Source organism: Deltaproteobacteria bacterium (assembly GCA_016875395.1).
Classification (GTDB): Bacteria; Myxococcota_A; UBA9160; order UBA9160; family UBA6930; genus VGRF01.
Genome location: VGRF01000017.1, coordinates 16,846 through 39,761, shown reverse-complemented (window position 1 = coordinate 39,761; position 22,916 = coordinate 16,846). Strand labels below are relative to the sequence as shown.

Annotated in this window: 26 protein-coding genes and 1 pseudogene; 19 read left to right on the top strand and 8 right to left on the bottom strand. The window is 70.9% G+C overall.

The window, feature by feature from the left end:
- Window positions 1-11 precede the first annotated feature (11 nt).
- On the top strand, window positions 12-521 hold the full coding sequence (locus FJ091_13775; protein MBM4384420.1) for a porin family protein: 510 nt from the start codon (window positions 12-14) through the stop codon (window positions 519-521).
- Between the two features lie 52 nt (window positions 522-573).
- Here the strand turns inward: FJ091_13775 and FJ091_13770 are convergent, their stop codons facing one another.
- From FJ091_13770 to FJ091_13745, 6 genes and pseudogenes are all read right to left on the bottom strand, one after another.
- Entirely contained in the window at window positions 574-1,230 is a 657-nt protein-coding gene (locus FJ091_13770) for a class I SAM-dependent methyltransferase (GenBank protein MBM4384419.1), read from the bottom strand.
- 21 nt (window positions 1,231-1,251) lie between these two features.
- Entirely contained in the window at window positions 1,252-1,692 is a 441-nt protein-coding gene (locus FJ091_13765) for an excinuclease ATPase subunit (protein ID MBM4384418.1), read from the bottom strand.
- Window positions 1,693-1,701: 9 nt separating this feature from the next.
- A pseudogene (locus FJ091_13760) lies at window positions 1,702-2,946 on the bottom strand (beta-ketoacyl-ACP synthase).
- Complete coding sequence (gene fabG, locus FJ091_13755) at window positions 2,943-3,665, bottom strand: 3-oxoacyl-ACP reductase FabG (GenBank protein MBM4384417.1); 723 nt, start codon at window positions 3,663-3,665, stop codon at window positions 2,943-2,945. Before fabG ends, FJ091_13760 begins: the two are co-directional and overlap by 4 nt.
- Before the next feature lie 24 nt (window positions 3,666-3,689).
- Complete coding sequence (locus FJ091_13750; protein MBM4384416.1) at window positions 3,690-4,103, bottom strand: 3-hydroxylacyl-ACP dehydratase; 414 nt, start codon at window positions 4,101-4,103, stop codon at window positions 3,690-3,692.
- A gap of 17 nt (window positions 4,104-4,120) precedes the next feature.
- A complete protein-coding gene (locus FJ091_13745; protein MBM4384415.1) occupies window positions 4,121-4,453 on the bottom strand; it encodes a hypothetical protein in 333 nt (110 codons plus the stop codon).
- Between the two features lie 32 nt (window positions 4,454-4,485).
- Here FJ091_13745 and FJ091_13740 point away from each other — a divergent pair, with 32 nt between their 5' ends.
- The 4 genes from FJ091_13740 to FJ091_13725 all read left to right on the top strand — a co-directional run bounded on the left by FJ091_13740 (window position 4,486) and on the right by FJ091_13725 (window position 8,485).
- The gene (locus FJ091_13740; protein MBM4384414.1) at window positions 4,486-5,835 is read left to right on the top strand and encodes a long-chain fatty acid--CoA ligase; all 1,350 of its coding nucleotides are present in this window, start codon (window positions 4,486-4,488) and stop codon (window positions 5,833-5,835) included.
- Window positions 5,832-7,025, top strand: a complete 1,194-nt coding sequence (locus tag FJ091_13735; protein ID MBM4384413.1) for a beta-ketoacyl-ACP synthase — start codon at window positions 5,832-5,834, stop codon at window positions 7,023-7,025. Before FJ091_13740 ends, FJ091_13735 begins: the two co-directional genes overlap by 4 nt.
- Window positions 7,022-7,711 (top strand): beta-ketoacyl synthase chain length factor, encoded by a 690-nt coding sequence (locus FJ091_13730; protein MBM4384412.1) that lies wholly within the window; start codon window positions 7,022-7,024, stop codon window positions 7,709-7,711. The genes FJ091_13735 and FJ091_13730 overlap by 4 nt, the downstream gene beginning before the upstream one ends.
- A gap of 144 nt (window positions 7,712-7,855) precedes the next feature.
- Window positions 7,856-8,485 (top strand): hypothetical protein, encoded by a 630-nt coding sequence (locus FJ091_13725; protein ID MBM4384411.1) that lies wholly within the window; start codon window positions 7,856-7,858, stop codon window positions 8,483-8,485.
- Here FJ091_13725 and FJ091_13720 read toward each other — a convergent pair whose 3' ends face one another.
- Entirely contained in the window at window positions 8,486-8,815 is a 330-nt protein-coding gene (locus FJ091_13720) for a tetratricopeptide repeat protein (GenBank protein MBM4384410.1), read from the bottom strand.
- An 89-nt stretch (window positions 8,816-8,904) separates the two neighbouring features.
- Here FJ091_13720 and FJ091_13715 point away from each other — a divergent pair, with 89 nt between their 5' ends.
- The 11 genes from FJ091_13715 (at window position 8,905) to FJ091_13665 (ending at window position 17,779) form a co-directional block, all read left to right on the top strand.
- Window positions 8,905-9,648 carry a hypothetical protein gene (locus FJ091_13715; protein ID MBM4384409.1) on the top strand — a complete coding sequence of 248 codons (744 nt, stop codon included), beginning with the start codon at window positions 8,905-8,907 and terminating at the stop codon, window positions 9,646-9,648.
- Window positions 9,648-10,565, top strand: a complete 918-nt coding sequence (locus FJ091_13710; protein ID MBM4384408.1) for a prenyltransferase — start codon at window positions 9,648-9,650, stop codon at window positions 10,563-10,565. The genes FJ091_13715 and FJ091_13710 overlap by 1 nt, the downstream gene beginning before the upstream one ends.
- Before the next feature lie 63 nt (window positions 10,566-10,628).
- Window positions 10,629-12,326 carry a signal peptide peptidase SppA gene (sppA, locus tag FJ091_13705; protein MBM4384407.1) on the top strand — a complete coding sequence of 566 codons (1,698 nt, stop codon included), beginning with the start codon at window positions 10,629-10,631 and terminating at the stop codon, window positions 12,324-12,326.
- Between the two features lie 62 nt (window positions 12,327-12,388).
- A complete protein-coding gene (locus tag FJ091_13700; GenBank protein MBM4384406.1) occupies window positions 12,389-12,811 on the top strand; it encodes a hypothetical protein in 423 nt (140 codons plus the stop codon).
- 127 nt (window positions 12,812-12,938) lie between these two features.
- Window positions 12,939-13,757 carry an alpha/beta fold hydrolase gene (locus FJ091_13695; GenBank protein MBM4384405.1) on the top strand — a complete coding sequence of 273 codons (819 nt, stop codon included), beginning with the start codon at window positions 12,939-12,941 and terminating at the stop codon, window positions 13,755-13,757.
- A 193-nt stretch (window positions 13,758-13,950) separates the two neighbouring features.
- Window positions 13,951-14,562, top strand: a complete 612-nt coding sequence (locus FJ091_13690) for a sigma-70 family RNA polymerase sigma factor (protein MBM4384404.1) — start codon at window positions 13,951-13,953, stop codon at window positions 14,560-14,562.
- Complete coding sequence (locus tag FJ091_13685) at window positions 14,559-15,380, top strand: hypothetical protein (protein ID MBM4384403.1); 822 nt, start codon at window positions 14,559-14,561, stop codon at window positions 15,378-15,380. Before FJ091_13690 ends, FJ091_13685 begins: the two co-directional genes overlap by 4 nt.
- A complete protein-coding gene (locus FJ091_13680; protein ID MBM4384402.1) occupies window positions 15,380-16,051 on the top strand; it encodes a DUF3106 domain-containing protein in 672 nt (223 codons plus the stop codon). Before FJ091_13685 ends, FJ091_13680 begins: the two co-directional genes overlap by 1 nt.
- An 89-nt stretch (window positions 16,052-16,140) precedes the next feature.
- A complete protein-coding gene (locus tag FJ091_13675; protein MBM4384401.1) occupies window positions 16,141-16,701 on the top strand; it encodes a pyridoxamine 5'-phosphate oxidase family protein in 561 nt (186 codons plus the stop codon).
- Window positions 16,698-17,372 carry a spermidine synthase gene (locus FJ091_13670; protein ID MBM4384400.1) on the top strand — a complete coding sequence of 225 codons (675 nt, stop codon included), beginning with the start codon at window positions 16,698-16,700 and terminating at the stop codon, window positions 17,370-17,372. Before FJ091_13675 ends, FJ091_13670 begins: the two co-directional genes overlap by 4 nt.
- Before the next feature lie 32 nt (window positions 17,373-17,404).
- The gene (locus FJ091_13665; protein MBM4384399.1) at window positions 17,405-17,779 is read left to right on the top strand and encodes a hypothetical protein; all 375 of its coding nucleotides are present in this window, start codon (window positions 17,405-17,407) and stop codon (window positions 17,777-17,779) included.
- On the opposite strand, the gene thiI is transcribed toward FJ091_13665, so the two are convergent.
- Window positions 17,776-19,236 (bottom strand): tRNA 4-thiouridine(8) synthase ThiI, encoded by a 1,461-nt coding sequence (gene thiI / locus FJ091_13660; GenBank protein ID MBM4384398.1) that lies wholly within the window; start codon window positions 19,234-19,236, stop codon window positions 17,776-17,778. The two genes, FJ091_13665 and thiI, sit on opposite strands and share 4 nt — an antisense overlap.
- Window positions 19,237-19,497: 261 nt before the next feature.
- Here thiI and FJ091_13655 point away from each other — a divergent pair, with 261 nt between their 5' ends.
- From FJ091_13655 to FJ091_13645, 3 genes are all read left to right on the top strand, one after another.
- A complete protein-coding gene (locus FJ091_13655) occupies window positions 19,498-20,283 on the top strand; it encodes an enoyl-CoA hydratase/isomerase family protein (GenBank protein MBM4384397.1) in 786 nt (261 codons plus the stop codon).
- 220 nt (window positions 20,284-20,503) lie between these two features.
- The gene (gene pal / locus FJ091_13650; GenBank protein MBM4384396.1) at window positions 20,504-20,980 is read left to right on the top strand and encodes a peptidoglycan-associated lipoprotein Pal; all 477 of its coding nucleotides are present in this window, start codon (window positions 20,504-20,506) and stop codon (window positions 20,978-20,980) included.
- Window positions 20,981-21,140: 160 nt separating this feature from the next.
- Window positions 21,141-22,787, top strand: coding sequence for an acetolactate synthase (locus tag FJ091_13645; GenBank protein MBM4384395.1), 1,647 nt, complete (start codon window positions 21,141-21,143; stop codon window positions 22,785-22,787).
- Window positions 22,788-22,916: the final 129 nt, after the last annotated feature.

The window sequence follows — 22,916 nt, the reverse complement described above, 5'->3', positions numbered from 1 at the left end:
AGATCTGATTACTGCTCGCAGCTCTCGTCGCCTTCGCGGCGCAATCGGCCTTCGCGCAGGACTACGCACGGCCCGGCGTCTACGGGCAACTCGGCGTCGTCGGCGCGTTCCTCAGCGACTCGGACGAGGCCGCAGTCGGCGCCTCGGGCCGCCTCGGCTACCGGATGACGCCGAACCTCGCGCTCGAGGGTCAGGTCGACTACTCGGGCGACTTCGCGGGCTCTTCGAACGTGAAGCTGAAGTCGACCCTCGTCACGCTGAACGGCAAGTTCTTCCTGATGCAGGAGCAGATCCAGCCGTACCTAATGGCTGGCGTCGGCGGCATGTTCGCGAAGGCGGGCATCACCGGTCTTGGCTCGGGTGACGAGAGCGCGTTCGTCGCGAAGGTCGGTGGCGGCCTCGACTTCTACTTCACGGAGAACGCCGCGTTCAACGTGGAGTCGGTCTACAACATCGGCACCGGCGATCTCTCGGACCTCGACTATCTCGGTCTGAGCCTCGGCGTCAGCTACCGCTTCTAACGTCGGCCCTGTTCGACGCTGCGCCGCTGGAGCGATCCTCCAGCGGCGCTTCTCATTTCTTGCGCAGCAGCGTGAGCCCGTCCGAGATCGGCGTCATCACGCAGTCGACGCGCGTGTCTGCAGCGACCGTGTCGTTGAAGGCGCGAATCGCGCGCGTGTTCTCGTCCTGCGCCGACGCGTCGATCACCGCGCCGTTCCACAGCACGTTGTCGACGCAGATCAGGCCGCCCGAGCGCGTGCGCTTCAGGATCTCTTCGTAATAAGTCGCGTAGTTCACCTTGTCGGCGTCGATGAAGGCGAGGTCGAAGCGCGGCGTCTCCGGCAGCGCGCGCAGCGTCTCCGCCGCTGGCGCGATGCGCAGCTCGATGCGATCCGCGACGCCCGCGCGCTCCCACGCCTTGCGCGCGAGCGCGGTCCACTCGTGCGAGACGTCGCAGCAGAGCAGGCGCCCGCCGGCCGCGAGACCGCGTGCGATCGCGAGCGACGAGTAGCCCGTGAACGTGCCCACCTCGACCGCCTCGCGCGCGCCGATCAGCTTGGCAATCAGCGTGAGAAACGCGCCCTGCTCCGGCGCGACCTGCATGATCGAGATCGGCCCGAGCTTCGCGGTCTCCGCGATCAGCTCACGCTGCACCGCATCCGGCGGCGTCCCGTGCGCGACGAGATAAGCGTGCAGCTCCGGCGAGAGCCCGAGCGATTTGAGCAGCAGATCGGACACGAGGCCTCCTGACTACTTCGCGAGTTTCACCATGCGCCCCGAGAGCGCGACGCTCGCGACGAATGCGCCCGCGACGCAGCGATACTGCGTCGCGCTCTCGAGCTCGCGCCGCTTCGTGATCGAACGCACGTCGACGACCGAGTCGGCGCCGAGGGCACGCGCCTTCGACTGCAGCGCGATCAGCGCAGAGAGAAACGCGATCTGACAGGCCTTCTCGTCCGACTTGTTCGCCGCATTCGTGCTGCGGTTCGCGGGGAAGACGCCGAGGTCTTGCGCAATCGGCGCGTGCACTTCACCGGCCATGAACACCGGCACGTCGAGCACGTTCTCGCGACCAGAGCCCTCGGCCTTGGCCCTCGCGACATCGAGATCGTGGAATGTGTTGCGAGCGCTGGCGGGCGCGGCGGCAAGGCTCCACACGAGTGCCAGCGCGAGGGTCGTCGTCAGGTGCATCGTCGCCTCCTACTCGCGCCACCGGCGCAGGATCAGCGACGTATTCACGCCGCCGAACGCGAAGTTGTTGGTCATCGCGTACTCGCAGTCGAGCGCGCGAGGCGCGCTCACGATGTAGTCGAGCGGCGCGCAGCGCTCGTCGACGCGCTCGAGGTTCAGCGTGTGCGCGAACCAGCCTTCGCGCTGCATCTAGAGCGTGAGCCACGCCTCGAGCGCGCCGCACGCGCCGAGCGTATGGCCGAGCGCGCCCTTCAGCGAGCTGATCGGCACGCGCCCGAGGGCCCCGAACGTGGCTTGGCTCTCGGCGATGTCGCCCGCCTCGGTCGCGGTCGCGTGCGCGTTCACGTAGCCGATCTCGCGCGCGCTGAGCCCTGCGCTGCGCAGCGCGAGCTCGATCGCGCGCTGCATGCCGCCCGCATCGGGGTTCGTGATGTGCACGCCGTCGCAGTTCGTCGCGAACCCCACGATCTCCGCGTGAATGCGCACGCCCCGGGCGCGCGCGCGTTCGAGGCTCTCGAGCACGAACGTCGCCGCGCCCTCGCCGACGACGAGGCCATCACGCTCCGCATCGAAGGGGCGCGGCGTGCGCGACGGCTCTTCGTTGCGCGCGGACGTCGCGTAGAGCACGTCGAAGACCGCAGCGTCGAGCGCGTGATACTCCTCCGCGCCGCCGGCGATCATCACTTCCTGCAGGCCGAATCGAATCGCTTCCACTCCGTAGCCGATGCCCTGGCTGCCTGACGTACACGCGGTGCACGTCGCCTGAATCCGCCCGCGCACGCCGAAGAACTGCGCGAGGTTCGCCGCGACGGTGTGGCTCATGTGCTGCACGTAGTCGTTGGGGCGAATGCCCGAGAGCGTGCGTTCGAGCATGAACTTGCGCGCATAGCTCTCGACCGCAGGCGGGCTGCCCGAGGTCGAGCCGTACGAGATGCCCGTCGCGCCGCTCCCCAACACCTCGTCGCCGATCAGCCCCGCATCCTGCAGTGCGAGCTCGGTGGCGCGCGTGGCAAGCAGCGCCACGCGGCCCATGCTGCGCGTGCGCTTGCGGTCGTAGTGCGCCGGCGTCGCGAAGTCCTTCACGCGCGCCGCGAGCTGCGTGCGCATCCCAGCGATCTCCGCGAGCTCCGGCACGCGCTCGACGCCCGAGCGCGACTCGCGCAGCGCGGCGCTCACGTCTTTCCAGCACGCGCCGAGCGGCGAGATGCCGGCGACCCCCGTAACAACCACGAGACGGGGGGTAAGGCTCGTCACGCGAGGCCACCGTTCACCGAGATCGTCTGCCCGGTGATGTAGGCCGCCTCCGGCGAGAACAGGAACGAGACGAGCGCCGCGACTTCCTCGGGCCGCCCGACGCGCCGCATCGGGATCAGCTTCTCGATCTCCTCGCGCGGCGCCTTCTCGATCATCTCCGTCTCGATCAGCCCCGGCGCCACGCTGTTCACCGTGATCTCGCGCTTCGCGAGCTCGAGCGCGAGCGAGCGCGCGGCGGCATTCAGCCCGGCCTTCGACGCGGCGTAGTTCACCTGCCCGCGATTCCCGATCACGCCCGAGGCCGACGACATCACCACGATCCGCCCGCCCTGATGCGCGCGCACCATCGGCATCACGAGCGGCTGCACCACGTTGTAGAAGCCGTCGAGATTCGTGCGCAGCACGCGGTCCCACGCCTCGGGCTTCATCGCCGGAAACGGCGCGTCCGCGTTCACGCCCGCGTTGCACACGACGCCGTAATAAGCGCCGCCCGCGGCGAGATCCTTCGCCAGCGCTTCGCTCGCCGCCGTGCGATCCGCCACGTCGAACGGCAGCAGGCCGGCCTTCCCGCCCGCCGCGGCGATTTCATCCGCGACGCGCTCGGCGTCTTCGCGGCGACTGCGGAAGTTCAGCGTGAGCGCGTAGCCGTCGCGTGCGAGACGCAGCGCGACAGCGCGGCCAATGCCGCGACTCCCGCCGGTGACGAGGACGCGTCTCACGCGATGACAACCCCGAGTCCGCGATCAATCGCTCGGAGTGAAGCAGCTGATGCGCCCCGCAGCTAGAAGCGTCCCGCTCGCTGCGTCGCGCACCTCGCTGTCGAACGAGACGGGGCCGGTCGCCGCGCCCCACTGGCGCTTCACGCGCACTCGCAGCAGCTGACCGGGTGCGAGCTCGGGCGCGTGCACCTGGAAGCGGCGCGCGCCGAGCAGGAAGCCGATGCGCGGCGCGCCGGCGTCGCTCGCGAAGAGGCGCGCGTGAGCGGCGACGCACTGCGCGGCGAGCTCGAGCGTCGCGTAGCCGGGCACGGCGCCGCGTGCGTCCTGCAGCAGCGCGAGGTCGTCGGCGCACGCCTCGCACACGGTCTCGTCGCCGGCATGCGCGACCACGCGCCGGAGCCAGCGCATCGGCGTTGCGTGCGGGACGAGCGCTTCCATTTCGCGCAGCTCGCTCGTCACGGCCGCGGCGCTTCCCAGTAGTCGAAGAAGTTGAACCACTGAAGCGGCGCGCGGCGACAGAGCCCTTCGAGCCAGCTCGCGTATTGCTGCGCGTAGCTGGCAAGCGCTTCACCGCGAGCATCGCGAGGCAGCTCGATGCGATCGGCGAAGGGGCGCACCTCGACGCGATAGCGGCGCGGGCCGGCGGGCAGCGCACTCATCGTCACGACGGGGCAACGCAGCAGCGCGGCGAGGCGCAGCGGGCCCTCGGGGATGCGCACGGTTCCGCCTAACAGCTGCGCAGGGACGCCCTCCTCGCGCGCGCCGGGTGGGAGCCGGTCCGCCAGCACCGCGACGACGCCGCCCGCCGCGACTTGTTTGCGTGCTGCGATTACGTGCGCGAGCGAGCCCGGAGCTCGAGATCGCGACCTGCGCGCTCGCCGTGCGCTTCGCGGCACTCGGGCCGCGCGCGCGCGTGATCGTCGTCGCGCACAACGGGCCGGCGCTCGCGTGTGCGCTACTCGCCGCGCTGCGCTCGGGCGCCGAGGTGTTAGGGGTCCCGCCGCGCACCCCGCCGGCCGCCCTCGCCGATCTCGCGCACCAGCTTGGCGCGAAGCTCGTGCTCGCGGAGCCGAGGCTCGGCGGCGGGGAGTCGCTCGCGTTCGACGCACTGCTGCGCGCGCCACGAACGATCGACGGCCCGCGCGACTTCTCCGGTGCGGTGCTGCTCACCACCTCGGGCACCACGGGCTTCCCGCGCATCGTGCGCCGCAGCGTGCGCGCGGTCGACTTCATCGCACGCACCTCGGCGGAGGCGCTCGCGCTCGGTCCGGGCGACCGCTCGCTGCTCGCGATTCCGCTGTTCCACTCGTACGGGCTCGATCAGCTGACGGCAGCGCTGCTTGCGGGCGCGCGCGCCGTACTTCACGCGGGCTTCAATCCCGCGCTCGTGCGCCGCGAGCTCGCAGAAGGCGGCATCACGCACCTGCCCGCCGTGCCGACGATGGTCGACGCGCTCGCTCGCCTCGCTGGCGACCAAGCAGCCAGCGCAGTGCTGCGCTGCGTCGTCTCCGCCGGCAGCGCGCTGTCGGAGCGAGTCGCCCGAGCGTTCGAGGAGAAGCTCGGTGTCGCGGTGGGGCAGGTGTACGGATCGAGTGAGCTCGGCACAGTCACCGCGACGCGCGCGGGCGATCCGCTCGGCTGCGTCGGCCGCGCGCTCCCGGGGGTGACGCTTCGAGTGCTCGATCGCGCCGCGCCGAATCCAGAGAAGCCGGTCGCGATCGGCGAGGAGGGCATCGTGGCGGTGGCCGCGCCGTCCCGCTTCGACGGCTACGTCGGAAGCGCGGATGCGCCGGCCGAGCTCGTGAACACGGGCGATCTCGGCCGACTCGACGACGCGGGGCGGCTCTGGCTGAACGGGCGCGCGAGCCTGCTCATCGACGTCGGCGCGGTGAAGGTGAACTCGCTCGAAGTCGAGGCGTTGTTGTTAGGGCATCCCGACGTGCGCGACGTGGTCGTGCTGCCGCTGCCGTTCTCGGATACGGGAGCGCGGCTGCGCGCCGTCGTCGTGCCCGAGCCGGGACGCACGCCCACGCGCGATGCGCTGCGTCGCTACGCGCGCGAGCGGCTGATCGACTACAAGGTGCCGCGCGTGTTCGAGATTCGGGAGGACGTGCCGCGCTCGCCGACCGGGAAGATCCTGCGCGGCGAGCTGTTGCGGGAGCCTCGATGAGCGCTGTCGGCGTGCCCGCGCTCGGTCTCGTGTGCGCGCTCGGCGACTCCGCGGATGCGGTGTGGCGCGGCCTCGTCGCGGGCGACTCGAGCGCGCTCGCGTGGCGCGAGGACCTCACGCCCGGCGCGCGCTTTCGATTCGGCAGCGTGACGAGCGCGCTGCCCGAGGTTCCGCGCGCGGTCGTGCAGCACGACACGCGCGCCGCGCAGCTCGCGCTCGCCGCGCTCGCGCAGATCGAGCGCGAGGCGCGCGCCGCGGTGCTGCGCTTCGGCGCGCTCCGCGTCGGTGTCGTGGTGGGAACGAGCACGGGGGGCATCGGCGAGACCGAGGCCGCGTTTCGCGCGCGCGCCGCAGACGGCGCGCTGCCGCCAGGCTCGCACCTTGAGCGCATCGAGTTCGGCGGCGTCGCCAAAGTGATCGCACACGCGGCCGGCGCCGCGGGGCCTCGCTTCGCGATGTCGACCGCGTGCTCTTCCGGCGCGAAGGCGCTCGCGAGCGCGCGCGCACTCATTGCGAACGACTGGTGCGACGCCGTGATCGCGGGCGGCAGCGATGCGCTCTGCGGCACGACCGCGAACGGGTTCCGCGCACTGCAAGCGCTCGCCGCCGACCGCACGAACCCGATGACCGCGGGGCGCGACGGCCTCGTGCTCGGCGAAGGCGCGGCGCTCTTCCTCGTGACTCGCGAGGCGGCGCCGCTCGCGTTGTTGGGTGCGGGCGAGGCGATGGACGCGCATCACATCTCGGCGCCGCATCCCGAAGGCGCAGGCGCCGAGGCCGCGATGCGCGCGGCGCTCGCGGACGCGCGGCTCGCACCGGGCGACATCGCGTACCTGAACCTGCACGGCACGGGCACGCCGCACAACGACGCGATGGAGAGCCTCGCCGTGGCGCGCGTGTTCGCCGCGCCGCCGCCGTGCAGCTCCACCAAGCCGCTCACGGGGCACACGCTGGCGGCGGCGGGCGCGCTCGAAGCCGCGTTCTGCTGGCTCGCGCTCGCGCGGCGCGAAGGCGAGCGCATCGCGCTGCCGCCGCATGTCGCCGCGGGCGCGCGCGATCCGGCGCTGCCTGCGCTGCCGCTCGCGCAGCGCGGCGAAGGGGTTGCGGCGTCGTGGCCCGCCGCACTGATGTCCACCTCATTCGGCTTCGGCGGCAGCAACTGCGCACTCGTGCTCGGTCACGCGCGATGAAACGCGCGCTCGTGCGCCAGGTCGTCGCGTGGAAGCCGGACGCTGGCGCGCAGGCCGGAGCGCCGGATGCGCGCTTTCTGCCGCCGCTCGTGCGCCGCCGCTGCGACGACGTGACGCGCGCGATGCTGCACGTCGCGCACGAGTGCGCGAGCGCGGCGCAGATCGAGGCATGCGCGTGCGTGTTCGCGAGCCGCCACGCATCGCTCACGGCGCTGGTCGAGCTGCTCGATTCCATAACAACCGGAAGGGCGCTCTCGCCCAACACCTTCAGCCACTCCGTGCACAACGCGCCCGCGGGCGTCTTCTCGGTGTGGGCGAAGAACCGAAGCGCGTGCAGCTCGATCTCCGCCGGGCGCGAGAGCTTCGTGTGCGGGCTCGTCGAGGCGCTCGGCCTGCTGGCGCGCGAGCCCGAACGCGACGTGTTGCTCGTGTGTGGCGACGAATTCCCGCTCGCACCGCTCACGCCGCACGCGGACGTGCTCGCCCCGACGCACGCAGTCGCGCTGCTGCTCGGGGAGAGTGGCGATGGCGCGCCCCTCGTTCTCGCTCTCGACTCGGTGACCGAGCGGGCGGAGAGCCCTGCCGAGCCCGACGAGCTCGCCTTCGTGCGCTGGTGGTCCGGGCCAGAGGCGTCCCTGACTCTCGTTCACGAGACGCGCCGGTGGCTGCTTCGGCGCAGCGGATAGGAAGGAGATTTCCCTTCGCGGAACGCACGTTCCGTTTTGAGGCGCGGTGGACCTGGGAATTTCTCTGCATTTTCAGACGCTTACGAGCCCGGCCTGCTTGGCACCGGGATTGCTGTTGTTCCGAGACGACCAAAAGGGGTTCTCGTGAAGGCAATCGCTGCGCTCGCGCTCGCGTCGTTCCTCTTACTCGGCGCGGGCGCCTCGGCCACCACGCTCAGCTTCGGGACGTGCGTGTCCAACAACAACGCAGGGAACTGTGCGATCGGATCCGCGCAGCTCGCGGTGAGCGTCGCTTCGACCGGGCCGAACCAGGTCTCGTTCACCTTCACGAACGTCGGCCCCTCGGCGTCCTCGATCACGGACATCTACTTCGACGACGGCACGCTGCTCGGCATCGCGAGCATCTCCAGCAGCGCGGGCGTCAGCTTCTCGCAGGGCGCCAGCCCCGGAAATCTCCCGGCCGGCAACAACGCGTCGCCGGCGTTCGTCGCGACGGTCGGCTTCACTGCGGACTCGGATCCGCCCGTACAGCCGAACGGCGTGAACCCCGGCGAGAGCGTGACGATTTACTTCGACCTCCAAGCGGGCGGCACGCTTCAGGACGTGCTCGATGAGCTGGCCGATGGCCGACTCCGCATCGGCGTGCACGTGCAGGGCTACGCGAATGGCGGGAGCGAGTCGCTCGTGAACACGCCGCTGCCCGAGCCGGGCACGCTGGCGCTGCTCACGCTCAGCAGCGTGGGATTGCTGCGCGCCGGCAAGCGCCGCGCGTAGCTACTTCTTCCCCGCCGCCTTCATCGCGAGCTTGGTCGCGAGCGCCTTCTCGTCCTCGGCGCGCTGAATCCAGCCCTTGCGCTGGTAGAAGCGCGAGAGACTCGTGTGCGCGAGCGGGTCGTCCGGGTCGAGTGCGGCGAGGCGCTCGGCGGCGGCGATGGCGCCGTCGAGGTCGTTCGCACGCTCGAGCACCATCGCGAGGCCGTTCCACGCGATCGCGAGCTGCGGGTCGAGCTCGAGCGCGCGCCGGTACGCCGCGGCGGCCACGTCGAGCCGCCCGGCGACGAAGTGCTGAAACGCTTCCTTCTGAGCTGCGCGTGCGTCGGACATGGCGCGCATCCTAGGCGGCGAAACGCAGATCGCTCCGCTGCCTCGGCCGATTCGCGCGCCTAGACTCGTTTTCTTTCGGGGAGTGCGACGTGGCGCAGGAAGTGATCGAGGTCGGCGACTTCGGATGCATCGTCGAGGGCGAGCCGCGCAGCTGGGCGCCGGGCTCGTTCCCGATGCCCGACGGCGGCAGCTGGGTGTATCAGGAGCCGAACGCGAGCGTGATCATCCAGAACGGCGGCCTGATGGTGTCCGCGCTGCCGTTCACGCGCAGCAACGACCACGTGCAGTTCTTCGACAACGCGAAGCACATGTACTTCTCGACGCGCACGTTCGGCGCGCCGGAAGGCGGCAAGCTCACGCTCGAGTGGGAGCAGGCGGCGCGCATCGTGGGCGCGAAGCCGGGCGATCTCTACGACGGCTTCGTGAGCTTCCACCTGCTCGATCTCGCACGCGGCGTCGCGATCAACTTCTTCGTCGGCAACGACCAGTTCGCGACCGTGCACGCGCATCTGCCCTTCCCTGGCACGACGGCGCCGCAGCGCTCGAAGGGGCCGAAGTTCTTCTGCTGGTTCGATGAAAAGAGCGGGCTCGAGCCAGGCGCCTTCCACGAGTACGCGATCGAGCACGACCGCGCGGCGCAGACACTCACTTGGCGCCATCAGGGCGAGGTGGTGAAGCGCGCCGAGAACGTGGGCGAGCTCGGGCCGTTCACGATCGCGCTCGGTCTGATGACCGAGAAGGACATCCAGCCCGGCAAGGGCAGCGTGTCGTGCCACGGCCAAGGCGCGGTCGGGAAGTGGCGGAACATCCGCGCCGTGCTGGAGCGTCCCTGATGGCTTCGTTCGCCACGTTCGTGCGTGCGACGCGCGCGCCGAGCTTGTTCGCGGGCGCGCTGCCCGCGCTCGTGCTCACGGCGCTGGTCGCGGCCGAGGGCGGCGAGATCCACTGGGACCGCTTCGCGCTCACGTTCCTCGGGCTGATCGCGCTGCAGGCCGGCGTGAACGTGGTGAACGATCTGTTCGACGACGCCTCGGGCCTCGACGCGGACCCGACCTTCGCGAAGAACGCGTTCCCGCTCGGCAGCCGCGTGATTCAGTCCGGCGTGCTCTCGCGCCGCGGCATGTGGGCGCTCGCGGCGGCGTGCTTCGGCACTGGGCTCGCGTGTGGCCTTGCGCTCGATCGAATTTTCGAGGGGCACGTCGTGCTCGCGATCGGCGTGGCGGGCTTCCTGTTCGGCTTCTTCTACACCGCGCCGCCGTTCAAGCTCGCCTATTACGGCGCGGGCGAGCCGGTGATCTTCCTCTTGTTCGGCCCGCTCGCGGGCCTCGGCACTTATTACGTCCAGACGGGCCAGTTCAGCACGGCGGCGCTTCTGCTCGCGTGCGTCGTCGGCCTGCTCGACACCGCAATCCTCTTCCTCCACCACTTCCCGCAGCGCGAGGCCGACGCGAAGCACGGCAAGAAGACGCCGATCGTCCGGCTCGGCGCCGAGGGCGCGGCGAAGCTCGTGCCCTGGCTGCTCGCGCTGCCGTTCGCGGTGGTGGGCGCGTCAGTCGCGTTCGGCGAGATCTCGCCTTTCGCGCTGGCGATCTTCACCGCCGCGCCGCTGGCGCTGCGCGCGGCCCGCACCGCGCTCGCGTACGCGCACGATCCGCGGCAGATGATGACTGCGTTCGCGCAGACGATGAGCTTCGCGCTCAGTGGCGGGCTCGCACTGACCGGCGGGCTCGCGCTCTCGTCATTGCTCTGAAAGCGCTGCGCCGGTAAGCCGATGCATTGCGAATGCGCCGCAACCGCGGCGCGCGGAGGAAGCATGCGCCGTTCTCGCCTCGCCCGGATTGCCGGCATCTCGCTGATCGCCGTGCTCGCGCTCGCGAGCTGCGGCGGCGGGCCGCGCATCGAGCAGAACAGCACGCTCGTGCTCACGCTCGAAGGCGCTTACACGGACGGCAGCGACCTCGGGCCGCTCGCGCGCTTCTTCGGCGGCGACGGGCAGTCGCTGCTCGGGCTCTACTCGGCGCTGCGCAAGGCGGAGCTCGACTCGCGCATCGAGCGCGTGGTGGTGCGCGTGCGCGGCCTCGGCGTGGGCTGGGCGAAGGCGCAGGAGATGCGCGGAGCGATCGAGCGGCTGAACGCGGCAGGCAAGCAGACCGTGGCGCTGCTCGAGGTCGAGGGCTTCGGCGCGGGCGGCTACTACGTCGCGAGCGCTGCGAAGAAGGTCGTCGCGACGCCGGCTTCGCGCAGCCCGCTGCTCGGCCTCGCCGCGGAGTACCTCTACTTCGCAGGCCTGTTCGAGAAGCTCGGCGTGATGGTCGAATACGAGCGCGCGGGCGACTACAAGAGCGCGGTCGAGCCGTACACCGCGGAGAAGATGTCCGACGCCTCGCGCGAGATGACGAACGCGCTGCTCGACTCGACGGAGGCTGCCTTCGTCGCGGATGTCGCGAAGGCGCGCGGCCTCGAGCCCGCGCGCGTGCGCGAGCTGCTCGACGAGGCGCCGAGCTCGGCGGAGGAGCTGCTCGCCGCGAAGCTGATCGACCGCGTCGCGCACTACGAGGACGTGGTGAAGGACGAGACGGTCGTGAGCGCCGAGGACTGGGCGCTGATCGAGCCGGCCGCGAAGCCCGCGGCGACCGTCGCCTTGATCCAGGGCGTGGGCATGGTGGTTACGGGCAGCGGCGAGATGACGCCGACTGGCGAGCGCGTGATGGCGGCGGACACGTTCGTCGATGCGGTGCGCGACGCGGTGGAAGATGCGGACGTGAAGGCGCTGCTCGTGCGCATCGACAGCCCCGGCGGCTCGCCGCTCGCGTCGGACCTGATGTGGCGCGCGCTGCGCGATGCGCGCGCGGCGGGCAAGCCCGTGATCGTGTCGATGTCCGATCTCGCGGCCTCGGGCGGTTACTACGTCGCGTGCGCCGCGGACACGATCGTCGCGCAGCCGACGACGCTGACCGGCTCGATCGGCGTGTTCGTGATCCGCCCCTCGCTCGGCGGGCTGCTCGAGAAGGTGGGCATCAGCACGGAGACGATGCAGCGGGGTGCCCGCGCCGACTTGTTATTCGGCAGCGCACCGCTCAGCGAGGGCGCGCGCGAGGTGCTGCGCAAGGACGTGACGGGCGTGTACGACCAGTTCGTGGCGCGCGTGGCCGAGGGCCGCGAGCTCGACGCCGACGCGGTCAAGAAGATCGGCGGCGGGCGCGTCTGGACTGGCGCGCAGGCGAGAGAGATCGGCCTCGTCGACGAGCTCGGCGGCTTCTATGAGGCGGCGGCCGCGGCGAAAAAGGCGATCGGCGTCGACGAGAAGGCGACCATCGCGCTGAAGCCCTTCCCCGCTGCGCCGACTCTCGCCGAGCAGCTCGCGAAGCTGATGCGCGGTGCGCGGATCGAGTCCGCGAGCGCGCCGCTGCGCGCCCTGCCGCGAGAGCTGCGCGAGCTGCACACCCTCGCGACCGAGTTGCCGCTCGGTGCGCCGCTGCTGATCGCCCCCGGCACGCTCGTCCTGCGCTAGCGGAGGAGCGCGCTTTCGCGGCACGCCGCGCGCGTGACAGAATGCGCGGCGGAGGCACCCCCATGCGACTCACCAAGGAGTTCGAGGTAGCGCGCGCGCGCAGCGACGCGGCGGCCGTGCTCGCCGACGAGCGCACGATCCTGAGCTTGTTCGACGGCGCGAAGACCGAGGTCGTGAAGCGCGACGCCAACAAGCTCACCACGCACTCGAAGTTCCGCGCGCTCGGCCGCGACAGCGACGCGACGTTCCACTTCACGTTCGGCGCCGACGGCAACGTCCGCTTCGAGAAAGTCTGCGACGGCAACGTGTGGAAGAAGCTCGAGGGCAAGATCACCTTCGAGGAGCGCGGTGCGCGCACGCGCGTGCGCTTCGAGATGGACGGCGCGACCAAGGGCTTCGTCCCCGAGTTCACGATCAAGCTGCCGCTCGAGCAGCAGCTCGACTCGATGGCGCGCGCGCTGCGTGCGCGCATCGAGAAGGCGTAAGCGCGCGGGAACGGGGCACCGGGGACGTTCCGCAAGTAAGTAAAGGAGCCGCGCTTTCTTTACTTGCGGAACGTCCCCGCATCGCGGTGTACACATCCCCGCCCCGTATCCCGAGGAGCTCGCCGCAATGTCCTTTGTCGCCGCCGCTGACGGCACCCAGCTCTACGCCGAGGCGCACGGCGCCGGCGAGCCGATCATCTTCTCGCCCGGCTACGTGCAGACGCACGAGAACTTCCGCGAGCAGGTAGAGCCGTTCGTCGCGGCGGGGTATCGCGTCGTGCTGTGGGATTACCGCGGGCACGGGCGTTCGCAGGCGCCGGAGGCAGCCAGCGCGTACTCGATCGCGCACGTCGTCTCCGATCTCGGCCGCGTGCTCGACTGGGCGGCGCCGGGCCGGCGCGCGATCTGCGCGGGCCTCTCGTTCGGCGGCCTCGCCTCGCAGCACTTCGCGCTCGCGAACCCGGAGCGCGTTTCGGCGCTGGTGCTGATCGCGACCGGCCCCGGCTTCAAGAACCCCGAGGCGCAGGCGGGCTGGCTCGCGCAGATCGAGCGCATCGCGGTGCGGCTCGAGAAGCATGGCTTCGCGGGCTACGCGAGCGGTCCGGCGCAGCCGCTCTGCATCGGGCTCAGGCCCGAGCTGCCCGCGGCGCAGCGCGCGGGCCGCGAGATCGAGGCGCAGTCGGCGCGCGGCGTCGCCGCGTTCGGCCGCAACGTCTCGGGCCCGGCGCCCGCCACGATCGACCGCCTCGGCGAGATCGCGGCGCCCGCGCTCGTGCTCGTGGGCGAGCTCGACAAGGCCTACCTGCGCGCCGCCGACGTGATGAGCGCGAAGATCCGCAGCGCGAAGTCGGTGACGATTCCGGGCGCGGGCCACTGCGTGAACATCGAGGAGACCGCCGCGTTCAATCGCGCGGTGCTGGAGTTCCTGAACGCGAGAGGCGCCTGAGCGCGGCTTGAGGCGTGGCACGGATCCGCGCCGCTTCGTGCCAGGCCCGAACCGCGTGCGCAGCGAGGCGGCACGTCGTCGCTCCTCTTCCGCGTCACCTCGACTGTTTCCGGGCGCCCGCTAGCTCTCCGGGCACGGCCGAAACCACTCCGCATTCGCGGGGTTGCAGGCTGTGGGCGGAGGACGCGACGCAGTGCACGACGAGGACGTGCGGCTCATGCTCGCGTTCCGCGGCGGCAACGACGCGGCCTTCGAGGCCTTGTTCGAGCGCTGGGCCGGCAAGCTCCTCCGCTTCCTGGAGCGCATGGTGAGAGACACGGCGGTCGCAGAGGAGCTGGTGCAGGAGACCTTCCTGCGCGTCCATCGCGCGCGCTCGCGCTACGAGCCCGACGCGAAGTTCTCGACCTGGCTCTACACGATCGCCTCGAACGTGGCGCGCAACGAGCTGCGGCGTCCCTTCCGCCGCGCGCCCCACGACAGCACCGACGCCGAGCGCGAGGGGGCGCCGCTCGAGCTGGCCGCGGAGGAATCGCCCGTGGACGAGATCGTGAACGCGCGCCGCGAAGGCAGCGAGGTCGAGGCCGCGCTGCAGAAGCTGCCCGAGCGGCAGCGCGCGGCGCTGTGGCTCGCGGCGGTCGAGGGGCTGCCCTACGCCGAAGTCGCGCAGGCGCTCGAAACGAGCGAGTCCTCGGTGAAGGCGCTCGTGCATCGCGCGCGCGTCGCGCTCGCAGAGCAGCTGGCGAGCGCGCGTGAGAAGCTGACCGAGGCGCCGAAGCCTGTGGCTCTACGCGGGGTGACCCGATGACGACCGCTCGCGACGAACAACTCTGCGCGCTGCTCGATGGCGCGCTCAGCGCAGCCGAAGAGCGCGCGCTGCGCGACGAGATCGCGCGCGACCCAGCGCTCGCGGCGCGGCTCGAGGAGCTTGCGCGCGTGGACGCGGCGCTGCGCGCGATTCCGGCTCGGCCGGTTCCGGCCGACCTGCGCGCGCGGCTGCAAGCCAAGCTCGACGCCGACGCGCACGCTCGCCCGCAGCTCAGCGCTCTCCGCGGCGGCGCGCCGCGGCGCCCGCGCATCTCCCTGCGCGCCTGGGGCGCGGGCTTCGCCGCAGCGGCTGCGGCGGCGCTCGCAGTCGTGATCGGGCTTCCCGACGCGGGCCTCGAGCAGCGCAGCGATTCGCCGCAAGTCGCGGATGCGACGCCTCCGCGCGCGAGCGAGCCGAGCACGCCAGCCGAGGACACCGCAGCGCCTGCCGAGATCGCCAAGGAGACGACACCGGAGGCGGCGCCGACGGAGGAAAGCGAGCCGGTGAGCGCGCCGCCCACCCAGAAGATCGCGTCCGCGACGCCTGCACCGAGCGCACCCGAGTCGATCGCAGCCGACGCACTCGGCGAGCAGTCAGACCCGAGTGAAATCGATCTCGAGGCCGAATTCGCCGAGACGGAGATCGCTGCAGAGCCCGTCGAAGAAATCGAGATCGAGGGCGGCCCGCTCACGCTGCTCGTCGAGATGAACGAGGACGAGCACGCCGCGCTTGCGTCGCTCGCGCTCGAAGATGCAGGCGTGGTAGGCGTACTCGACGTGCTGGGTGCGCTCGACGCGCTCGAGGCGGGGGCGTCCTGATGCGCGGGCTCGTCTCCATCGCACGCATCGCGCTCGCCGGCGCGTTGATGCTCGGTGCGCTCTCGGAGCCGCTGCGCGCGCAGGAAGGCGATGCCGCTGCGGGACCGCGCGGCGACGTGCGCGGGAATGCGGCGGAGCCCCGAGCGGGCCGCGTGATTCGCCCGCTCCGAGACGGCCGCGAGCTTCCGCCGCGCCTCGATCGTTCACTCCGCGAGCTGAGCCACGCCGAGCGGCGCGTGGTGCTGCGCAAGCTGCGCCGCATGCCTCCGAGCGAGCGCCTGGATTTCTTCCGCGACTTCGAGCGCAACTCGGAGCACGAGCGCCGCGAACAGGTCGATGCGCTGCGCCGCCGCCCGCGTGAGTTGCCGGAGGCGCTGCGGAATCCCGAGATGCGGCAGCGCCTGCGCGAGATGTCGCCGCAAGAACGCCGCGCCTTCTTCCGGCAGGCGCAGGAGTGGCGCGAGATGTCGCCGCGCGAGCGCGGTCGCATGCGCACGCGGCTCGAGAAGTTCGGCGCGCTCAGCGACTCCGAGCAGCGCGCGCTGGTCGACGAGAAATTCGGCGCGCACAGCCCCGAGCAGCGCGACAAGCTGCTGCGCGACCTGCGCAGTGCCGCCGAGCGCATGCGCGAGCGCCGCGCGCAGCGCGAGGCCGCGCCCGAGACGCCGTAGCGCAGAGGCGGGGAGTCCCGCGGCTCTGGGCCCGGCACGATCGGCGCTCCCGCCATCGCCTACGCTCGCGCCTCCGAAGCGAGGTGCGCATGGCGAAGAAGTTCGATGGGATCGACGACGCGCTCGCGGAATGGATCCGCGCGCAGAAGATGTTCTTCGTGGCGAGCGCGCCGCTCGCCGCGAGTGGCCACGTGAACCTCTCGCCGAAGGGCCTCGATTCGCTCGCGATCCTCGGCCCGCGCGAAGTCGCGTACCTGGATTTCGTGGGCAGCGGCGCCGAGACGATCGCGCACGCACGCGAGAACGGGCGCATCACGCTGATGCTCTGCGCGTTCGAGGGCCCGCCGCGCATCGCGCGCCTGCAAGGTCGCGCGGGCGTGGTCGAGCCGGGTGACGCCGACTTCGCAGGGCTCGCGGCGAAGTTCCCGCCGCGCGAGGGCGTGCGCGCCGTGATTCGCATCGCGCTCTCTCGCATCGCCGACTCGTGCGGCTACGGCGTTCCGCTGATGCGCTTCGAGGCCGACCGCAAGCAGCTGGACGCGTGGGTCGATCGCAAGGGCGCGGACGGCCTGCGCGAGTACCAGCTCGCGAACAACACGCGGAGCCTCGACGGCCTGCCCGCGCTGCGCGCCGAAACGCTGCGCTCGTGAGCAGCCTCGACTTCGAGGTGCTCGCGGCGGAAGAGACCGAAATCGGGCTGATCTGGCTGCGCGATCGCGCAGGCGCGGTCGAGCTCTCGCTCGACCACGAGTTCCTGATGAGCAGCGCGACTACCGCCTCCGAGCGCGCGCTCGCCTCGCGCGCGGTCGCGCTGCACGGCGGCCCCGCGCTGCGCACGCTCGTCGGCGGCCTCGGGCTCGGCGCCACTGCGCACGAGCTGCTCGCGTCGCCGCGCGTTGCGAGCGTGCGCGTGGTCGAGCTGCTCGCGCCGGTGCTCGACTGGCACTCGCGCGGCCTCGTGCCCCTCGCCTGCGAGCTGCGCGCCGACGCGCGCTTCTCCGCCGAGCGCGGAGACGCCTACGCGCTGCTGCTCGCCGAGCCGACGAGTCACTACGACCTGATCCTCGTCGACGTGGATCACTCGCCCGAAGAGCGCCTCGGCCCGAGCAGCGACTCGTTCTACGCCGCGGAGAACCTCGCCGTCGCAAAGCGCTGGCTCGCGCCCGGCGGCGTGCTCGGCGTGTGGTCGTTCGCCGCGAGCCCACGCTTCGAGGCGGAGCTGCGCGCGGTGTTCGCCGATGTGCAGGTCGAGCGCATCGCGTTCGCAAATGGCGTCGACGCCCGTAGCGAAGAAAACTGGCTCTACTTCGCGCGGGCGTAACAAGTGGCGCTGCGCCGACCGATGAAGTGGCGATGCCCGCGCCCGCCGCGCTCCAAGAACTCGCGCACGACCTGGCGCGCAGCTTCCTCGGCTGGAAGCTGCGCGAGGACTACGACGCGCTCCTCGCTCTCGGCGAGGGCGCGCTGCGCATCGACTTGCTCACGGGCGAGACGTGGTGCGACGACGAGCCGCTGCCGCCGCTCTTCATCGCGGGCGAGCTCGCGCGCGAAGTCGCGAAGCGCACCGCGAACGCGCGCCCCGAGCTTGCGCAGCTCGACGCCGCGTTCGCACCGAGCGAGTCGCGCGGTGGCAGCCCGCGCCGCCCGCTGCTCGCGATCAGCTGCCGCGTCACACTGCGCGCGCGCGGCGAGGTGTTCTCGGCGGGAGCGAACAACGGCGGCGCCTAAGGAGTGGCCCGCTCCGCCCAGTTCTTCAGCGCGGCGGTGCCGCCGCGGAAGTGGTACGCGTCGAGGCCCTGCTTGCGCATCAGCTCGGCGAGGTGCGCGCTCTTGAGGCCGAACGCGCACACCGCGACGTAGCGCTGCTCGCCCGAGAAGGCGTGCAGCGCTTCGAGCGCGCGCGCGAAGTCGAGCTGCACGGAGCCCGCGAGACTCCACTGCTTGAACTCGTCGCGCGAGCGCAGGTCGATCACGACCGCGCCCGGCGGGATCGCCTCGACCGCCAGCTCGGGCAGCGCGCTCGCTTCGGGATCCGCGTCGCGCACGTCGACGATCTCGCGAGTCGCGACTGCCCGCGCGAGCAGCGTCGCATCGAGCTTCGCCTCCTCGGCCTCCACCGCCGCGAGAGTCGCGGCGGTCGCGGGGCGGCGCGGCACGAGCGCGCAGTACTCGGCGACCGTCGCGGAGATCGGGCCGGTGCCGATGCGGTGCGCGAGGTCGATGATCTCGTCCTTGTTCGCGCCGACGAGCGGGCGCAGGATCGGCAGCTGCGTCGCCGCGCTGATCGTCGCGAGGTTCACCAGCGTCTGCGACGAGACCTGACCCAACGCTTCGCCCGTAACGAGTGCCGGGCACGCGAGCTCGCGCGCGAGCGCGTCCGCGGCGCGCAGCATCAAGCGCTTCAGGATCACCTGCCAATAGCGCGGCTCGGTCTTCTCCTGCAGATCGCGCGAGACGGCGTCGAAGTCGACGCAGTGCAGGCGCGGGTGCGTGCCGTAGGCCCAGCGCGTCGCGAGCGCGTGCATCACGCGCTGCGTGCCTGCGCGGTGCGAGCGGCCGCCGAGGTTGAAGAACGCGAGCTCGAGCGCGAGGCCGCGGCGCATCATCTGCCACGCGGCGACGGCGGAGTCGAAGCCGCCGGACACGAGCGCGAGCGCGCGCCCCTCCGTCCCGAGCGGGAGGCCGCCCTCGCCGCCGAACGACTCGCTGAAGAAGTACGCATGGCCCTCGTGTACTTCGACCGACGCGGTGACCTCGGGCGTGTCGAGGTCGACGCGCAACGCGTGCGCGCCGAGCTTCGCACCGAGCTGGATCAGCAGGTCGCGCGAGCTGAAGCCGAGATCTTTCGGTTTGCCGACCAGCCGCGCGCGCACGGCGAAGCGCTTGTTACGGACCTTCTCGGCGAACACCTGCTCGCCCCGCGCGACGATCTCTTCGAGCGATTTTCCCGGCCCGCGAATCGCGACCGACACCGACTGCACGCCGAACAAGCGCGCCAGCACCTCCGCGCCGCGCGCATCGGCGAGCTCGACGAAGATGCGGTCGTGCTTGCGGACCAGCGTGTACGCGATGCCCTCGCTGCGCAGGGCATCGCGCAGGTTGCGCAGCAGCTGCGACACAAAACGCCACCGCGTCTCGCGCGCTTTCGTCGAGACTTCACCGGAGAGGCGTAGGAGTACCTGCATGGGTGCAGGTTACGGAGTTGGGAGAGGCGCGCTTTCTCCACGTTGACTTCGCATCGGCCTCGAAGACTCGGCCGCTGCTGCGCGCTCCGCTTGCGGCCTCGGCCGACATGCTCAGGAGGAGCGTTCGACAGCGAGGTTCATTCCAGCGATGTCGCGACTCGTGGCTCCCTTTGGACAGCTCGACGTGCGTGCGACGCAGCGAGGTGAAGGCGAGCGAAGTACACAAGGAGAGAAGCTGAACCTCGACCCTTCGGAGCCACGATGCCCGGAAGAATCCTCAGCCAACTCGAAGCCCCGCTCGCCTGGATCACGATCGACCACCCCGAGCGGCGCAATGCCGTCTCCGCGCACATGTGGGCGGAGCTCGCGGACGCGGCCGTGAAGCTCGACGCGGACCCGGCGGTGCGCGTGATCGTGCTGCGCGGCAGCGGGGAAGTGGCCTTCATCTCGGGCGCGGACATCTCCGAGTTCGAGTCGCGGCGAACGGGCGGCGCGGCGGCGCAGGTGTACGAGGACGGCACGCAGCGCGCGTTCGGGGCGCTCGGGGCGGTGAGCAAGCCCGTGATCGCCATGATTCACGGCTTCTGCGTGGGCGGCGGCGTGGCGACCGCGCTCGCGGCGGACCTCCGCTACTGCGCCGACGACGCGGTCTTCGCGATCCCCGCGGCCCGGCTCGGGCTCGGCTACCACGCCAGCGGCATCGAGGCGCTGACGCAGCTCGTCGGCCCCAGCACCGCGCGCGAGATTTTCTTTACGGCGCGCAGGTATCGCGCGGAAGATGCATTGCGACTCGGGCTCGTGAACGCGGTCTTTCCGAAGGCCGAGCTGGAAGCGCGGGTGCGCGAGATCGCGGCCCAGATCGCCGCGAACGCACCCCTCACCGTGCGCAGCGTGAAGCGCATCAGCCGCGAGCTCGCCCGCGACCCTGGGCAGCGCGACCGCGAGGCCATCCGCGCGTCGATCCAGGAGTGCTTCGACAGCGAGGATTACAAGGAGGGTGTCCGCGCATTCCTCGAGAAGCGCCCGCCCAAGTTCGAGGGGCACTGAGGGTCGCCCCTCGCGCGCTGGCAACGCCGGCGCAACTCAGGCAATTCGGCCTGAGGTGGCCCCGCAACGCCCCCTAATTCGTGACCCGCCTCACGAAAAAACCCTTGCGGCGCTTCGGGTCTGCGTTCATCTTCCGCGCCCGATTCATCCCCGGCAGCGGCACCTCTCAACCCAACCCGCCGCGAGAATCGTCCGGGTTCACCAGGAGTTCCGAAAAGTCATGCGCGTACAGAGTTTCTTGTGGACCGCAGCCCTGATCGTGTCGGTGTCGTTCACCGGTGCGTGTGCAGCGAAGAAGACCGAAACCGCCACCGCAGCGCCGACGGAGTTCACCGAGGATCGCGGCACAGCGCCCGCCCAGGAGACGCCGATTGCCGGCCTCGACGCGGTGTACTTCGACTACGACCAGTCGGTGATTCGCGACGACCAGAAGGCGACGCTCGCGAGCAACGCGACCGCGATCAAGAACATGAGCCTCGGCCGCGTCGTGGTCGAAGGCCACTGCGACGAGCGCGGCAGCGACGAGTACAACCTCGCCCTCGGCGAACGCCGCGCGAACGCGGTGAAGCAGTACCTCGCGGACAGCGGCGTGTCGGCGACGATCGACACCGTCAGCTACGGCGAGGCGCAGCCGGCCGTGCAGGGCAGCGACGAGTCGGCCTGGCGCATGAACCGCCGCGCCGAGTTCAAGAAGTAGTCAGCGCCTAGGCGCTCACTTCGAGCCGGCGCTGGGAGCGATCCCAGCGCCGGTTTCCTTTTGCAGGTTCGACTCTCCGATCGCCTTCGGCTCACTGCGCGTGCCCTGCGCCGCGATCGGTCGCGACGCTGTATCGTCGCCCGATTCCCAAGGAGTCCCCATGCCCGTTCACGGCGGAAAGCTCGCGGCGCGCGCACTCAAGGCTGCCAACGTCGAAGTGATCTTCACGCTCTCCGGCGGCCACATCATGCCGATCTACGACGGCTGCCTCGACGAAGGCATCAAGGTGATCGACGTGCGCCACGAGCAGGCGGCCGTGCACGCCGCCGACGCGTGGGCGCGCTGCAACCCGGGCAAGATCGGCGTCGCCGCGATCACCGCGGGCCCCGGCGTGACGGACGGCGTCACCGGCATCGCGAACGCGTGGCGCGCGAACTCACCGATTCTGATCTTCGGCGGCCAGGGCCCCTTCGAGAACCTGCGCCGCGGCTCGCTGCAGGAGATGGATCACCTCGGCGTGGTTCGCCCGATCACGAAGTACTGCGACGCCGTCTACCAGACCAAGCGCATCCCCGAGTACATCGAGCTCGCGATTCGCCACGCGGTCTCCGGCATCCCCGGCCCGGCGTACCTCGAGATTCCGATGGACGTGTTCATGGGCCAGTGCGAGTGGGCCGACGCGCCGGTGCCGCGCATCAAGACCGAGCCGCCGCGCCTCTCGCCCGATCGCAACGAGGTGCGCGCTGCGCTCGACATTCTGCGCGGCGCGAAGCGGCCCATGGTGATGGCCGGCACGTCGGTGAAGTGGTCGCGCGCGAGCGGCGAGCTGAACCGCTTCCTGAACGAGACGCACATTCCCGCGTTCACGAACGGCATGGGCCGCGGCACGGTGCCGCCGAACTCGCTGCAGTTCGGCAATCGCTCGCGCCGCGACGCGCTCAAGAAGAGCGACTGCGTGATCCTCGCCGGCACGCTGCTCGACTTCCGGCTCGCGTTCGGCAAGACGATCCCCGCCGACGCGAAGATCATTCAGCTCGACATGGACGCGACGCTGATCGGCCAGAACCGCCAGAGCGATGTCGGCCTCGTCGGCAACCTCGCCTGCTCCTTCGACTTGTTACTGGAGGAGATGAAGAACCAAGGTGTGCAGCTCGACTTCAGCGCGTGGCGCGACGAGCTGCGCGCGATCGAGGTCAAGGAAGAAGCGAAGGTCGAGGCGGCGCTGAACTCGAACGAGGTGCCGGTCGATCCGCAGCGCATGTGCCGCGAAGTGCGCGACTGGCTCGCGACGCTCGACGATCCGATCGTGATCGGCGACGGCGGCGACATCGTGGCGACCGCGGCGAAGATCCTGCCCGTGCGCCGCGAAGGCGCCTGGATGGACCCGGGCCCGCTCGGCACGCTCGGCGTGGGCGCGCCCTTCGCGCTCGCGGCGCAGCTCGCGCACCCGAACAAGCGCGTCGTGATCGTGTACGGCGACGGCTCGTTCGGCCTCAACGGCTTCGAGTTCGAGACCGCCGTGCGCCACAAGCTGCCGATCATCGGCATCGTCGGAAACGACGCGGCGTGGGGTCAGATGATGCGGCCGCAGGGCAGCATCTACGGCTGGGATCGTCTCGCGGCGACCGAGCTCGCCTACACGCACTACGAGAAGGTGGTCGAGGCCTTCGGCGGCCACGGCGAGTTCTGCGATCGCCCCGAGCAGATCCGCCCCGCGCTCGAGCGCGCGGCGGCGTCGGGCAAGCCGGCGTTGATCAACGTGATCATTCGCCAGGATCGGGCCTACAAAGGTGGGATTTACGTTTGATCACGCGCCTGGTTGCGCGGGCTCATCCGGGACTCGGTGCTCGGCGGATGCAGCGGGCGGGCTTCGCCCGCCGCTGATCCGCTCGCGCGAATTGCGGCGTGGGGTGCACTCGGTCGTCGTTCGCGGCTG

What these genes read in the sequence shown, in the direction of transcription:
- FJ091_13720 (MBM4384410.1), bottom strand. Translation starts at nt 8,815, where the DNA reads ATGTCCGACGCACGCGCAGCTCAGAAGGAAGCGTTTCAGCACTTCGTC.
- pal (MBM4384396.1), top strand. Translation starts at nt 20,504, where the DNA reads ATGCGCGTACAGAGTTTCTTGTGGACCGCAGCCCTGATCGTGTCGGTG.
- FJ091_13680 (MBM4384402.1), top strand. Translation starts at nt 15,380, where the DNA reads ATGCGCGGGCTCGTCTCCATCGCACGCATCGCGCTCGCCGGCGCGTTG.
- FJ091_13735 (MBM4384413.1), top strand. Translation starts at nt 5,832, where the DNA reads ATGAGCGCTGTCGGCGTGCCCGCGCTCGGTCTCGTGTGCGCGCTCGGC.
- FJ091_13675 (MBM4384401.1), top strand. Translation starts at nt 16,141, where the DNA reads ATGGCGAAGAAGTTCGATGGGATCGACGACGCGCTCGCGGAATGGATC.
- FJ091_13665 (MBM4384399.1), top strand. Translation starts at nt 17,405, where the DNA reads ATGCCCGCGCCCGCCGCGCTCCAAGAACTCGCGCACGACCTGGCGCGC.
- FJ091_13685 (MBM4384403.1), top strand. Translation starts at nt 14,559, where the DNA reads ATGACGACCGCTCGCGACGAACAACTCTGCGCGCTGCTCGATGGCGCG.
- FJ091_13710 (MBM4384408.1), top strand. Translation starts at nt 9,648, where the DNA reads ATGGCTTCGTTCGCCACGTTCGTGCGTGCGACGCGCGCGCCGAGCTTG.
- FJ091_13700 (MBM4384406.1), top strand. Translation starts at nt 12,389, where the DNA reads ATGCGACTCACCAAGGAGTTCGAGGTAGCGCGCGCGCGCAGCGACGCG.
- FJ091_13730 (MBM4384412.1), top strand. Translation starts at nt 7,022, where the DNA reads ATGAAACGCGCGCTCGTGCGCCAGGTCGTCGCGTGGAAGCCGGACGCT.
- FJ091_13645 (MBM4384395.1), top strand. Translation starts at nt 21,141, where the DNA reads ATGCCCGTTCACGGCGGAAAGCTCGCGGCGCGCGCACTCAAGGCTGCC.
- sppA (MBM4384407.1), top strand. Translation starts at nt 10,629, where the DNA reads ATGCGCCGTTCTCGCCTCGCCCGGATTGCCGGCATCTCGCTGATCGCC.
- thiI (MBM4384398.1), bottom strand. Translation starts at nt 19,236, where the DNA reads ATGCAGGTACTCCTACGCCTCTCCGGTGAAGTCTCGACGAAAGCGCGC.
- FJ091_13750 (MBM4384416.1), bottom strand. Translation starts at nt 4,103, where the DNA reads ATGGAAGCGCTCGTCCCGCACGCAACGCCGATGCGCTGGCTCCGGCGC.
- FJ091_13765 (MBM4384418.1), bottom strand. Translation starts at nt 1,692, where the DNA reads ATGCACCTGACGACGACCCTCGCGCTGGCACTCGTGTGGAGCCTTGCC.
- FJ091_13655 (MBM4384397.1), top strand. Translation starts at nt 19,498, where the DNA reads ATGCCCGGAAGAATCCTCAGCCAACTCGAAGCCCCGCTCGCCTGGATC.
- FJ091_13695 (MBM4384405.1), top strand. Translation starts at nt 12,939, where the DNA reads ATGTCCTTTGTCGCCGCCGCTGACGGCACCCAGCTCTACGCCGAGGCG.